Origin of the sequence: Rhodococcus sp. OK611, assembly GCF_003050885.1 — a bacterium.
Classification (GTDB): domain Bacteria; phylum Actinomycetota; class Actinomycetes; order Mycobacteriales; family Mycobacteriaceae; genus Rhodococcus_G; species Rhodococcus_G oryzae.
This window is the reverse complement of the sequence record NZ_QAOZ01000005.1, coordinates 102,171-114,715: the sequence shown is the minus strand read 5'-3', so window position 1 is coordinate 114,715 and position 12,545 is coordinate 102,171. Positions and strand designations below refer to the sequence as shown.

12 protein-coding genes are annotated in these 12,545 nt (G+C 70.5%); 3 read left to right on the top strand and 9 right to left on the bottom strand.

Annotation, left to right across the window (positions count from 1 at the left end):
• Positions 1-31 precede the first annotated feature (31 nt).
• The 3 genes from mftG to mftE are packed head-to-tail and all read right to left on the bottom strand — an operon-like array spanning position 32 to position 3,641.
• Complete coding sequence (gene mftG, locus C8K38_RS07985) at positions 32-1,528, bottom strand: mycofactocin dehydrogenase MftG (protein WP_097211011.1); 1,497 nt, start codon at positions 1,526-1,528, stop codon at positions 32-34.
• A gap of 3 nt (positions 1,529-1,531) precedes the next feature.
• Positions 1,532-2,929 (bottom strand): mycofactocin biosynthesis glycosyltransferase MftF, encoded by a 1,398-nt coding sequence (mftF, locus tag C8K38_RS07980; protein WP_097211010.1) that lies wholly within the window; start codon positions 2,927-2,929, stop codon positions 1,532-1,534.
• A 25-nt stretch (positions 2,930-2,954) separates the two neighbouring features.
• Positions 2,955-3,641 carry a mycofactocin biosynthesis peptidyl-dipeptidase MftE gene (gene mftE, locus C8K38_RS07975; protein WP_097211009.1) on the bottom strand — a complete coding sequence of 229 codons (687 nt, stop codon included), beginning with the start codon at positions 3,639-3,641 and terminating at the stop codon, positions 2,955-2,957.
• Positions 3,642-3,726: 85 nt separating this feature from the next.
• On the opposite strand from mftE, the gene C8K38_RS07970 reads away from it, so the two are divergent.
• Both C8K38_RS07970 and C8K38_RS07965 read left to right on the top strand, forming a co-directional pair.
• A complete protein-coding gene (locus C8K38_RS07970) occupies positions 3,727-4,326 on the top strand; it encodes a hypothetical protein (protein ID WP_097211008.1) in 600 nt (199 codons plus the stop codon).
• A gap of 24 nt (positions 4,327-4,350) precedes the next feature.
• Positions 4,351-4,920, top strand: coding sequence for a histidine phosphatase family protein (locus tag C8K38_RS07965; RefSeq protein WP_097211007.1), 570 nt, complete (start codon positions 4,351-4,353; stop codon positions 4,918-4,920).
• A gap of 6 nt (positions 4,921-4,926) precedes the next feature.
• Here the strand turns inward: C8K38_RS07965 and C8K38_RS07960 are convergent, their stop codons facing one another.
• Genes C8K38_RS07960 through mftA form a run of 6 tightly spaced genes read right to left on the bottom strand, consistent with a single transcriptional unit; the run spans position 4,927 to position 11,703 of the window.
• A complete protein-coding gene (locus tag C8K38_RS07960; protein ID WP_097211006.1) occupies positions 4,927-6,879 on the bottom strand; it encodes a mycofactocin system FadH/OYE family oxidoreductase 2 in 1,953 nt (650 codons plus the stop codon).
• Complete coding sequence (locus C8K38_RS07955; protein WP_097211005.1) at positions 6,876-8,837, bottom strand: mycofactocin system FadH/OYE family oxidoreductase 1; 1,962 nt, start codon at positions 8,835-8,837, stop codon at positions 6,876-6,878. The genes C8K38_RS07960 and C8K38_RS07955 overlap by 4 nt, the downstream gene beginning before the upstream one ends.
• Before the next feature lie 23 nt (positions 8,838-8,860).
• Positions 8,861-10,036 carry a pre-mycofactocin synthase MftD gene (gene mftD, locus C8K38_RS07950; protein WP_077040772.1) on the bottom strand — a complete coding sequence of 392 codons (1,176 nt, stop codon included), beginning with the start codon at positions 10,034-10,036 and terminating at the stop codon, positions 8,861-8,863.
• 34 nt (positions 10,037-10,070) lie between these two features.
• Complete coding sequence (gene mftC, locus C8K38_RS07945; RefSeq protein WP_097211004.1) at positions 10,071-11,288, bottom strand: mycofactocin radical SAM maturase; 1,218 nt, start codon at positions 11,286-11,288, stop codon at positions 10,071-10,073.
• Between the two features lie 41 nt (positions 11,289-11,329).
• A complete protein-coding gene (mftB, locus tag C8K38_RS07940; RefSeq protein ID WP_097211003.1) occupies positions 11,330-11,620 on the bottom strand; it encodes a mycofactocin biosynthesis chaperone MftB in 291 nt (96 codons plus the stop codon).
• Positions 11,605-11,703, bottom strand: coding sequence for a mycofactocin precursor MftA (gene mftA, locus C8K38_RS07935; RefSeq protein ID WP_072750957.1), 99 nt, complete (start codon positions 11,701-11,703; stop codon positions 11,605-11,607). The genes mftB and mftA overlap by 16 nt, the downstream gene beginning before the upstream one ends.
• A 110-nt stretch (positions 11,704-11,813) precedes the next feature.
• Between mftA and mftR the strand changes: the two genes are divergently transcribed.
• Positions 11,814-12,434: a mycofactocin system transcriptional regulator gene (mftR, locus tag C8K38_RS07930; protein WP_245221159.1), complete on the top strand. Its 621-nt coding sequence runs from the start codon at positions 11,814-11,816 to the stop codon at positions 12,432-12,434.
• Positions 12,435-12,545: the final 111 nt, after the last annotated feature.

Below are 12,545 nucleotides of genomic sequence, written 5' to 3'. Positions count from 1 at the left end.
CTCCGTGACGTCCTCACAACTGTAACGCCGGTCACACTCTGCCACTTCCCTGGGCATCATGGGTGGGACTCGTGCCGCCCTCGATCAGCGCGGACACCCGTTCCGCGATCATCACCGCGGTCGCGTGCGGGCCGCGCGAGGTCACCACGGGCATCACCGAGGTGTCGGCGACCAGGACCCCGTCCACGCCGATCACCCGGCAGCGGTCGTCCACGACGGCGTCGCGGTCGGCCTCCGACCCCATCCGGCAGGTTCCGGACAGGTGCAGGGACGTGCCGAGGTTCTCGAATGGCTCGATCGGCGACCCCGCCCCCGGGGCAGCGGCCACCCGCCCGAACGCCGCCGAGGTCAGCAACCCCCGCGCCAGATCGAGGCCGGACCGCATCGCCGCCCGGTCGGCTGCGGACGTCAGGTACCGGTACCGGATGACCGGCGGGTCCGTAGGGTCGGACGACCGCAGGGTGAGCTCGCCCCTGCTGTCCGGGCGCATCAGCGCCACCCCGAGCCGTGGTTCCGCGTCGAGCACGCCGGGAATGATCTCCGCGAAGGGCGCGGTGTACGGGCGGATCTCGATGTCGTCCGCCTCCAACACCGCCTCCAGGACGGCGGTGTGCTCGTTCCTCGGAACGAGCAGGCGAGGCCGGTAGGCGAGCGTCACCTCGGGATGGTCGCCGAAGTCGCGTCCGACGCCGCGCCGATCCGCGACCACCGTTAACCCGAGTCCCGAAAGATGTTGTGCCGGTCCTATTCCGGAGTGCATCAACAGATGGGCGGTACCGATCGCACCCGCACACAGCACCACCTGTCGGGCCCGCAGCAGGCGCCGCTCACCCGCGATCTCGGCCTCGACTCCCACCGCCCGCGCGCGGTCGAACACCACGCGGCGGGCGACGACGCCGGTCCGCACCCGCAGGTTCGGTCTGGCGAGATTCGGTTCGAGGTATGCGGACGCAGTGCTGATCCGACGCCCCGCGACCGCGTTGAGCGGCACCGGACCCGCACCGTCCGCGTTCGGCTCGTTGAGATCCGCGGCATACCCGAACCCCTCAGCCTCACAGGCATCGAGGAAGGCCGAGCTGACGGGATGCATGTCCTCGCGACCGATCCTGGTCACCGGCATCGGACCGTCGTCACCGTGCCAGCGAGGGTCCCCCGCCCGGTCCGTCTCGAGCTTCCGGAAGTACGGCAGCACTTGGGAATACGACCACGTCTGCGGCCAGCTCCGAAAGTCGGATTCGGTGCCGCGGATGAAGTAGCCGCCGTTGACCGCCCCTGACCCGCCGAGCACCCGGCCGCGGGAGATGGTCGTGCTGCGGCCCGGCCGCAATTCGACCGGATAGGTCGCGGCGACATCGCTGCGCGGTCCGACCGGCAGCAGCCCGAGTGGCCCTGGATCGCTCGAACCGGGTCCCGCCTCGATCAACAGCACCGCACGATCGGGGTTCGCGCTCATGCGCGCCGCCACGACGCACCCGCTGGACCCGCCGCCCACCACGATCACATCGGCCACCGGATCGGGGGCCGGCACCGGTCAGCCCCGCAGCCGAGGCTTCAGCGCGGCGAGGCTGCGCTCCGCGATCGCCCCACGCCACAGGCCGGTGCCGTAGGCGATGTCGTCCATCCGCTTGAACACGGTGTGCCGCACCGGCCCCAGCCCTCCGGGCTCGCGGTGCGTGTACCAGTCCGCGAGGCCCTCGGCCACGGCCACCGCCAGCAGGGCGCGACGGACTCGGGACGAGACCAAGGCGGCCAGCAGCGTCACCGGCCAATAGTGCCTGCACATCGCGGATGCGAGCTGCCAGACTCCGCCCGCGAAGCCCTGCGCGGTGAGGACGACCGAGATCCGGGTGGGTTGGTCGAGCTCCCGGAATGTCCGGCGCAGGCGGATGACGGTGACGAGCTGCGCGACCAGCGAGCCGGCGAGGCCGAGCCTGGTGCAGGTCGCGGCGAGCAGGACGGCCAGCAGTGTCAAGGGCGACATCGCGACGGGCGGCACCAGCCCCTCGTGCCGGAGCGCGAGCGGAGCCGCACCCGTGCCGTAGAAGAGCTTGCGGCCGAACCACTTCCGGAACGAGACGCGGTGATCATGGGCGACATTGGCGATCGGCTCGTAGCGCAGCCGCCAGCCGGCCGCGTGCAGCCGCCAGCAGAGGTCGACGTCCTCGGCCACATGCATCTCCGCGTCGAAGCCACCGCACTCCTCGAGGGCGCGCCTGCGCACCAGCATCGCCGCACTGGGCACGTAGGACACCGGGCTCCCCGCCCGCACCGCGCCCTCCTTGCGGCCCAGATCGAGGGAGGATCGAGCGTGCTCGTAGCGGCCGATCGAGCCCGCATCCGGCTCGAGAGCGACGATCCGCGGTGCGGTCATCGCGACCGCCGGGTCACTGAAGTGGCCCAGCATCGCCTCGAGCCAGCCGAGCCGGGGTACCACGTCGGAATCCAGGAAGGCTACGTACTCCGTTGTCGCGGCGGCCATTCCGGTGTTGCGAGCGGCAGCAGGCCCGAGCGCTGTCGGGTGCCGGAGAACCCGCACGTCGGCCCGCCCGTCGCAGCACGGCGGAGTCGTCACCGGATCGTCGGAGCCGTCGTCGACGACGATCACCGAGAGTCCGCGCAGCGCGGGCAGCAGTCGGTTCAACCCGGTGATGTTGTTGTGCAGGGGGATGACGACCGTGACGTCGTGATTCGATGGCGAGCTCATCGGCCGGGGGTTCGCCACGCCGGAATCGAGAAGGTGCCGGGCAACCTGTGCGGACTGGGTGTCGACGACCTTCAGGTATCCGTCACCGATCATCGCCGCAGCGGTCGGGGCGAGCTTGAGCATCCGGGTCGGGGAACCCCCGATCAGTACCCGTCCACCCGAGAAGGTGCGCACCTTGGGATCGATTCTCACCCCGAATCCGTCGGGCAGTCGAGCTTGGCGCATCAGGTGATCGTATTCGGATCTGCTCTCACCGCAACATGCCTTTGCCATCTGGTTGCCATCGCAACACCGCCGCAACACAACGCGCCAGCATCTGCTCGAACATCCGTTCACCCTCGGCCGCACTCGCCCCTGTCGGATCGCCGAGCACCCCGTTCGCACTGACGGACGCGATCCCACCGGCCCGCAACCTGTCCATCAGCGCACCGATCGGTTCGGTGATTCCCGGTTGCGCCCTGTCCATCCGCACGTCACCTGGCGAAAGGTGCAGCAGCAGGGAGGTTTCAGTGCGCCCCGCGTGGGCATCGGCCCCCGGCACCGCGCAGGGCAGCCAGGCGACGTCCCTGCCCTCGTAGCGCAGCAACGCGACCGCCTTGGCGAGAGTGGGCGCGTTGCCGCCGTGCCCGTTCACCAGCAACACGCGCGGGGACCAGCGACACGCCGAACGCCCGTATTCGACGACCACCGCCTCGAGCGCGGGCGCGCCCAGCGAGACGGTTCCCGCGAATCCCTCGTGCTCACCGCTGGCCCCGTAGGCGATGGCGGGGGCGACCGTCATGCCGGGCAGCGACCGCGCCACCGCGACCGCGATCCGGGTGTCGGTGTCCAGCGGCAGGTGCGGCCCGTGCTGCTCGACCGAACCGACCGGCACCGCGAGGACGGGTGCGTCGGCGTCGATGTCGGGCCAGGTCGCGCCCGCGAGGTCCAGTGGCATGCACCGATGCTATTCCGACGGGAGTCGCAGACGGTCCGACGACTACCATCGACTCACCCACAGGACCCCTCGGCTGGAGGATGACGTGACGCTGGACCGGATGCCGCTCAGAGGATTTGGCGTCGTCAACTTCGAACTCATGCTGCTCCGCCGGATGCACGACCATCAGCAGGCCCTGGTCGGGGCCGCCCTCAAGAACCTCGGCAAGAGCGCCACCGACCTGCGCACCGCGCACGCCCAGTGGCAGCGCGGCCTGCGGGGCGGCTTCCCCGGTGGCGCGGCGCGGTATCGGCTCGCCCTCGGCAAGCCCGCCGTGGTGAGCTCGCGCACGGTGCCCGTGGTCGGCGAGCTGGCCGTCGAGGCCTGGCCGATGCCGCTGTGGCCCGGGCTGCAGTTCCAGATCGCCTTCGGGCCGGGCGGGGACGTCGTCGACGAGCGGTTGGCCAGGATGGCCGACTCGACCGCGCCCGCCATCGCCTCGGTGGCGGACCTACGACCGTGGCTACTGGTCATCGACGACGTGGAGGCGGCCTGCTCCCCCGTTCGTTACCGCATGTCCGGCGGTGCAGTCGCCAGCCATGCGGCCGCCGCCTTCACCACTCCTGACGGTGCGGCCTGCGAGGCTCAGTTCTCCTGGGGCCTGCTCCAGTACGCCGCGGATACCGGGAACCAGCGGGCGGACTGACCGGCAGAAGGGCAGGATGACGCCATGGCCGAGGACGAGGCGACGCGCGCGACGACGATCATGCTGATCCGGCATGCGGAACGGCCCGAGGGCGACGAGCCACCCTTCGGCGTGGACCGCGCCGGGTCCCGGTGCGACGAATCGCTCACCCCGGTCGGCTGGCAACGCGCCACCGCCCTCGCCGCACTCTTCGCGCCCGACGGCGGCGAGCCACCCACCGGGCTGGTGCGCCCGCGGGCCCTGTTCGCCTCGACACCGCGCAAGAAAGACGGCAGCAAGCGCTCGCTGCAGACGATCTCGCCGCTCGCCGACAAGCTCGGCCTAGAGGTGGACACCGACTTCGGCCGTTCCGACGTCAAGGCACTCGCCGAGCGGGTACTGCGCACCCCCGGCCCGGTCCTCATCTCCTGGCAGCGCGAGTACCTCCCGGAGATCGTCGATACGCTCGGCGAGGTCGATTCCACACCGCCCGACCCGTGGCCCGAGGACCGCTTCGACGTGATCTGGGTGCTCACCCGGAACGGCGCGCAAGGCTGGGTGTTCAGCCAGCTGCCACAAGGCCTGCTGCCGGGCGACCGCGCCACCGGCATCTGACACGCGTCAGAGCGCGACGGCGACCCGGTGGCCCTCCCGCACCGCCGCGTCCGCGCGCCGCGGGGTCAGCGCGTCACCTATCCGGTGAACCTCGAACTCGCTCCCGGACAACTGCTTCCAGAGTCGGTCCTCGGGCTGCTGGTGCACCGCACACACCACCCAGTCGAACTCCGACTCGGAGGTGATCCCGGTCGGATGATGCAGCAGCGCGACCCTCACCGCCGACCCCGGCGCGTCGGCGACCGCCATCGGCACCAGGTCCGTGAGCTGCGCGATGCCCTTGCGGTGCGCCCTGCGCTGCCAGCCCTCCATGTCCAGCGTGAGGCCAAGGTCCTGGCCGACGATCATGCCGTTGGTCGCGACTGTCACCACACAGCCACGGTCGGCCAGCGATTCGGCGACCGACGTCGCCTGGTGGAAGCCCAGCTCGTCGATCACGAGCACCCGGCCGCCGGGTTCGACCCGGCCCTCGAGCACGTCCCGCACGTCCACCACCCGCGCCGACTCGCCCGCCCACCCCGGCCGTCGCGGCCGGGCCCCGGTCGCGACGATCACCGCGTCGGGCGCCAGTGCCCGGAGCAGGTCCGCGTCCACGTCGACGCCGGTCATGACCTCGACCCCGGACCGCACGCATTCCGCCTCGAGATTCCGGACCAGCTCGCCGAACTCGGCCCGGCCTGCCGCACCCGCCGCGACGCGGACCTGGCCGCCGGTGCGGGCGTCCCGCTCGAACAGCGTCACCCGGTGACCGCTCTGCGCGGCGGTGGCCGCGGCCTGCAACCCGGCCGGTCCGCCGCCGATCACGCACACCCGCAGGCCGAACCGTCGGGGCATCGGCAGCGGCACCGATTCCCTTCCGGCCCTGGGATTCTCGACACAGCCGAGCCAACGGCCCAGACCGACCCTGCCGATGCACTCCTGGTTGCAGGACAGGCAGGTCCGAATCTCACCGGATCGTCCTGCCGCTGCCTTGGCCGCGAAATCAGGGTCTGCGATCTGCCCGCGCACGACCCCGATCAGGTCGCAATGGCCCTCCTCGATCGCGAGATCCGCCTGCTCTGGGTCCGTGAACCGGCCGACGCCGATCACCGGCAGCGTCACCCTCTTGCGGATCGCGTTCGGGATGAACAGGGCGTATCCGCGCGGGACCGCCATGGAGCCCTCGATCAGGTGCAGGGTCTGCGTCGCCATGCCGATCGAGGTGTTGATGTAGTCGACCTGCCCGCAGGCCTCCACCATCGCGGCGACCTCGACCGCCTCGTCGAGATGGATGCCGTTCTCGATCGACTCCTCACCGGTCAGCCGCACGCCCAGCACCGGCTCGGGCCCCAGCGCCGCGCGCACCGACGCCACGATCTCGAGCAGGAATCGGGCACGATTCGCCAGGGCGCCCCCGTACCGATCGGTGCGCCGGTTGGTGTCGGGCGAGAGGAAGGCCCGCACGATCGAGGCCTGTGAGCACTGGATCTCGACACCGTCGAAGCCGCCGCGCCTGCAGTGCTCGGCGGTCGTTGCGAAGCCGGCGACGAGCTCCGCGATCTCGGCCGGGTCGAGCGCCTTCGGCACCTCGCGGAACAGCGGGTCGGCCACCGGGCTCGGCGCCAGAACCGGCCGCCGCGAGTACATCCCGGAGCCCTGCCCGCCGTTGTGGTTGAGCTGGGCCAGGATCACCGAACCGTGGGCGCGCACCGTGTCGGTGAGCGTCCGGTAGTGCGGGATCACCTCGGGTCGGTAACCCTGGATCAGCTTCTCGTACGGCCAGTCCGACGGGTGGGTGCTGTGTTCCTCGGTGATGATCAGTCCCGCGCCGCCCTTGGCGCGCGCCTCGTAGTACGCGATGTGCTGCTCGGTGGGAAGGCCGCCGCGGGCACTGTTGGTCAGATGCGCCGAGAACACCACCCGGTTACGCAGGGTCAGCCGCCCCAGGGCCAACGGGGTCAGCAGGTGCCGGTGGGTCATGGCCGCGTCTCCCGGCGAAAGGCCACCACTGCCGCCGCCCGGCCCTCGCGGATCGCTTCGGCGGCGGTTCGCGGTGCCAGGCAGTCCCCGATCCGGACCGATGCGGGCGACGGCAGGACCAGGGATTCCTCGGGAAGCCGGTGTGTGCAGTCGATCAGGGTGGCGGCGGCCTGCAGCCGCCGCTCGCCGGTGTGGACGTTCTCCAACAGGACACCGCCGGCGGCGATCGAGCGAACGGTCGTGCTCAGGTGGCGCGCGATGCATGCCCGCTGCAGCCGGGCATTGGCGGCGGAGAGGTCACCGGTCCGGCCCAACTGAACGCCGACGACCTGGTCCGGTGTCGCGATGGACACCTCGCGGCCGCGGGCGGCGAGCCATTCGGCGACCCCGACGGCGGCCTGGTCCCCCACCGGGTCGAACACCAGGATCGGGCCGTCCCGCAACGGCTTTCCGGCCAGCACCTCCTGGGGGCCCACGATCTCGACGCTCGCGTGGCGGTCACCGGGCCACGGGCTCGGCACGCTTCCTGTCGCCAGGATCACCGCGCGGCCCGCAGATCTCGCCGCGTCGATCTCCTCGGCCGTGATCGCGCGGCCGGTCTCGACGTGGACGCCCAGCCGGCGGCATTCGGACTCCAGCCAGTCGACCAGGGTCGCGAGCGAGTCGCGACCGGCACCCACCGCGGCCACCCGCAGCATGCCGCCGAGCCGGGAACCGCGCTCGGCGAGGGTGACCCGGTGGCCGCGCAACGCCAGCACTCGCGCGGCCTCGAGACCCGCGGGCCCGCCACCGACGACCAGGACGTCACCCGGATCCGGGGCAGGCAACGCCTCGTCGGGGTCGACGCTCTCGTGCCCGGCCGATGGATTCCCGACGCAGGTGATGATCGGATTGCGCGGGTCGCGGACCTGACAGGTCTGGTTGCAGAGCAGGCACGGCCGGGGCGGGGCCTCCGCCTGCTTCCGGGCCTCGCCGCCGCGGCGCGCCTTGACCACCAGGTCCGGTTCGGCGATCTGCGCGCGGGTCATCTCCACCACATCGGCGACGCCGTCCGCGAGCGCGCGCTCCGCCTGTCCGGCCTCGATCACGCTGCCCTGCAGCACGACCGGCACCGCGCCTGCCACCGCCGAACGGACAGACGAACACAGTTTCACGTTGAACACCGGCGCCGTGTGCGCGTCCGGCCGGTATGCCTCCACCGACATCGGACCGCCGCGGACGACCACCAGCAGGTCGAGCGATTCCGCCAACTCGCGGGCGTGCCGTGCGGCGATCTCGGGGGTGATCCCCGCCCAGGGCGCGAGTTCATCGCAGCTCAGCCGCAGCGACAGCACCCGGTCCGGACCGAGCTCGCCGCGGACCGCCTCGATCACCTCGCGGGTGAGCCTGAGCCGGTCGACGCCGTACCCGTCGCCGCGCAGGTTCGTCAGCCCGGAATGGAACTGCCGCAGCAGTGACCGCGGTCCCGCGTCGAGTTCGACCCCGTCCATCCCGGCATCCCGGGCCGAGACCGCGGCCGACCGGAATCCCGCTATCAGCGAGTCGATCTCAGCCCGTTCCATCTCCATGGGCAGCTCGCGGGTGACGACGTCGGCCACGCGCGAGGGTCCCCACAGCGCCGATTGCGAGTACGCGCTCGAGCCCTGCAGCCCGGTGTGGCCGAGTCCGGCCAACACCAGCGTCCCGTGCGGCCGGCACGCGGCCGCGATGTCCCGCCAGCCGGGAGCGCTGTCCGCGGCCAGCGGCGCCCGCTCGTACGGCCAATCGTCGGCGTGCACCGAGGCGACCTCGGTGACGAGGATGCCCGCGCCACCGCGCGCCCGCCGCTCGTAGTACGCGACGTGGCGCCCGGACAGGGCACGGTCGCTGCCCAGGTTCGTCTCATGGGGCCCGAACAGCACCCTGGACCGGGCGGTGCGCCCGGCCAGGGTGAGTCCTTCGGTCAACCGCTGCGTCACGACCTGCGACGCCTACACCTGGCTCAGAGGCCGAGCGGGCGGGCGAATCCCGGCGGGATGACGATGTCCGCGGCGGTCAGGTCCTGCACGGATGAGTGCCCGAGACCCAGTAGCGCCGAATCGATTCCGCCGCGGAGGATGTCGAGCACGTTCTCGACACCCGCCTGGCCGTTGGCCGACAGGCCCCACAGGTAGCCGCGACCGATCATCACCGCGCGGGCACCGAGGGCGACCGCCTTGACGACATCGCTGCCGCGCCGGATGCCACCGTCGAGCAGGACCTCGATCTCACTTCCGACGGCCTCCGCGATCGCGGGCAGCGCCCGGATCGGCGCGGGGGTGCCGTCGAGGTTGTTGCCGCCGTGGTTCGACACCGAGATCGCGGTGACGCCCGCGTCGGCCGCGCGCTTGGCGTCGTCGACCCGCATGACGCCCTTGAGCATGAACGGACCGCCCCACTGCTCACGCAGCCATGCGACGTCCTCCCAGGACGGCAGCGGCGTGCCCATCCACTCGCCGTACGCGCCGAAGAAGGTCGGGGGCTGCTCGCCGGGCGCGGCGAGGTTGGGGGTGGTCAGGTCCGGCACCCGGCCGGTCTTCGCGAACTCCCACAACCACTTCGGCCGGGTGATGGCCTCGGGCGCGAACCGGACCATGGCCTTGAGGTCCATCTTCTCCGGGATCGCCGGGCTGCCCCAGTCGCGTCCGTGCGAGAACGACCAGTCCAGGGTCATGATCAGCCCGGTCGCCCCGGCCGCTCGCGCCCGCTCCATGCGCTGCAGCAGCACCTCCCGGCTGCCGACCCAGTACATCTGGAAGAAGGTCTGCGGGTTGGCCGCCGTCACCTCTTCGATCGACTTGCTCGCGAACGAGCTCAGCCCCATCGCGATGCCGCGGGCGGCGGCGGCCCTTGCGACCGCGACCTCGCCGTCGGGGTGCACGGCCTGCACGCCGGTCGGCGAGATCAGCACCGGCATCGAGATCGGCTGTCCCATCACGGTGGTCGACAGATCACGCTTGTCCGACAGCCCCGCGACGTGCGGGGCGAATCCGAGCTCACCGAAGGCAGAGGTGTTGTCGTCGAGGGTCAGGCCCTGCTCCGAACCGGCGATCAACGCGCCGTACACCGACTTCGGCAGCCGCTTCTTGGCCCGCCGCTGCGCCTCGGCAACGGTTTCGAACCAGGCATTCTTGGCCATCACTGAACCTTTTCTACTGAGTGAACGAGTCTCGTTAATTCATGCCCGCGAGCGGGTTCTCGTCGCAGACCTTGGCGGGCGGGCGCACCATCAGCTGCAGCGGGACGGGCGCCCGCGGGGTGCGACGGTTCCCGGTGCGGGAGTGGTCGACGCTCGACTTGGGGATCTCGCCGCGGGTGCCCGCGAGCGCGGCCTCGCCGTAGCCCTGCACGCACTCGGGGTCAGGACCGTCCATCGGCAGGCCGGTGAAGAACTTGGCCGCCATGCAGCCGCCGCGGCAGGAGTCGTAGTGGTCGCACTTGCTGCACGCGCCGCCGGTCTGCGGGGAACGCAGCTCGGTGAACAGCTCGGAGTGCTGCCACACGTGCTGGAAACCACCGTCGGCCACGATGTTTCCCGCGAGGAACTGCTCGTGGATCGCGAAGGGACACGCGTACACGTCGCCGACCGGGTCGATCAGGCACACCACCCGTCCGGCGCCACACAGGTTCAGGCCGGGGAGCGCGTCGCCGTAGGCGGACAGGTGGAAGAACGAGTCGCCGGTCAGGACCCCTTCGCCGTTCGCGACGAGCCAGTTGTACAGCTCGCGCTGCTGCGGCTGCGTCGGGTGCAGCTCGTCCCAGACGTCGGCGCCACGGCCGGACGGGCGGAGCCGGGTGATCCGCAGCGTCGCGCCGTACTTGTCGGCGAGCGCCTTGAACTCGTCGAGCTGGCCGACGTTGTGGCGGGTGACGACGACGGAGATCTTGGCGTCCTTGAAGCCCGCCTCGGCGAGATTCTCGAGCGCACGGACCGCCATCGCGAAGGAGCCGGGGCCGCGAACCGCGTCGTTCACCTCCGCGGTCGCGCCGTCGATGGAGATCTGCACATCGACGTAGTCGCTGGCCGCCAGCCGCGCGGCGACCTTCTTGTCGATCTTCACACCGTTCGTGGAGAACTTGACGCCGACCTGGTGCTCGGTGGCGTAGTCCACGAGCTCCCAGAAATCGGACCGGACGGTGGGCTCGCCGCCGCCGATGTTCACGTAGAACACCTGCATCCGCTGCAGCTCGTCGATGATGGACTTGCACTGCTCGGTGCTCAGCTCGCGCGGATCGCGCCTGCCGGACGACGACAGGCAGTGCACGCAGGAGAGGTTGCAGGCGTAGGTGAGCTCCCAGGTGAGGCAGATGGGCGCGTCGAGTCCGAGTTCGAACTGGTCGACGAGCCGGCCGACCGGGGCGGGTGCGGGGCGATCGAGCATGGAGGTCATGGGCTGTGTCCTCGAGGAGTGGGGTGGCGGATCAGGCGAGCTCAGGCCGCGGACGCGCCGGGCACGATCATCTTCGAATCGGCCAGCGTGGCGAGCGCGCGGGCGTAGGTGTCCACCTGCGCCTCGTCGATACCCGCCGCGCGGATGGCGGTCCTGGCGTCGGAATGGTCGGGCAGGGCCCGCACGATCTCGACGATGGTGCGGTTCTTCAGGAACGAGAGCTTCCTGGTCCCAAAGTGGTAGAGCAACGCCCCGAAAGGTTCGGGGCGAAGCGCCACCTGCGGGTGAAGCTTCCACCCGGTGTCGAGATCCACGGTCAGTACACGCCGCACATGCCGTCGATCGAGACCTCTTCGACCAAGGCCTCCTCGACGAGCTCGGTCCCGGCAACGACGCTTTCGCGATGCTCAGACATCTACATACCTCCTGTGTCAGGGTTGGCGTCAGTCACGGCGATCAGTTCGCTGTGACTCGGCTCACCACACTAATGGCATCGAGTGCACAATGAAAGGTCCGGAGGGGAAATTGACGCAGGCCGGTAGCAAACCCGCAGGTCGCATAGGTCGTCGGCCGTCGACGACGCGCGATCGGATCAGCAATATCGGCATCGAACTGTTCGCCGAGCACGGTTTCGAGGAGACCAGCGTCGATCAGATCGCGGAGGCAGCCGGTATCGCCAGGCGCACCTTCTTCCGCTACTTCCCCTCCAAGAACGCAGTGCCGTGGGGCGACTTCGACCTACATCTGGCGAACATGCGCGAGCAGCTCGCGGAACTCCCCCGCGACATCCCGCTGGCGGAGGGACTCGCCTCGGCGCTGCTCGAGTTCAACAGCTTCTCGCCCACCGTGGCCGCGCTGCACCGCAAGCGGATGGAGATAATCCTGCAAGCCCCGGCGCTGCAGGCGTATTCGATGGTGATGTACGACGGCTGGCGCGGCGTGATCGCCGACTACGTGGCCGACCGGATGGGCTGCCGACCCGGCGATCACCTGCCCCGCACGATCGGCTGGATGGTCCTCGGCATCGCCCTCTCGGCCTATGAGCAGTGGCTCACCGACGACTCCCTCGAGCTGCCCGATCTGCTCCGCGCGGGGAGCGAGGTCCTCTCACACGGGCTCGGCACCTCCGCTGCCGGACGCGACTGACCAGCCCGATCGCCGCCGCCGGGTGGCGCGGCCGACCATCCCTGAGCTGCCGCATCCCGATTATCGGGATCGCCACTCTGCAATTTACGATCCACCTGGTTGCATGTTTTC

Bases quoted from the DNA above. Each gene is read 5' to 3' on its own strand.
- C8K38_RS07965 (WP_097211007.1), top strand. From the start codon at position 4,351: ATGGCCGAGGACGAGGCGACGCGCGCGACGACGATCATGCTGATCCGG.
- mftD (WP_077040772.1), bottom strand. From the start codon at position 10,036: ATGGCCAAGAATGCCTGGTTCGAAACCGTTGCCGAGGCGCAGCGGCGG.
- mftA (WP_072750957.1), bottom strand. From the start codon at position 11,703: ATGTCTGAGCATCGCGAAAGCGTCGTTGCCGGGACCGAGCTCGTCGAG.
- C8K38_RS07960 (WP_097211006.1), bottom strand. From the start codon at position 6,879: ATGACCCACCGGCACCTGCTGACCCCGTTGGCCCTGGGGCGGCTGACC.
- mftF (WP_097211010.1), bottom strand. From the start codon at position 2,929: ATGCGCCAAGCTCGACTGCCCGACGGATTCGGGGTGAGAATCGATCCC.
- mftE (WP_097211009.1), bottom strand. From the start codon at position 3,641: ATGCCACTGGACCTCGCGGGCGCGACCTGGCCCGACATCGACGCCGAC.
- mftC (WP_097211004.1), bottom strand. From the start codon at position 11,288: ATGACCTCCATGCTCGATCGCCCCGCACCCGCCCCGGTCGGCCGGCTC.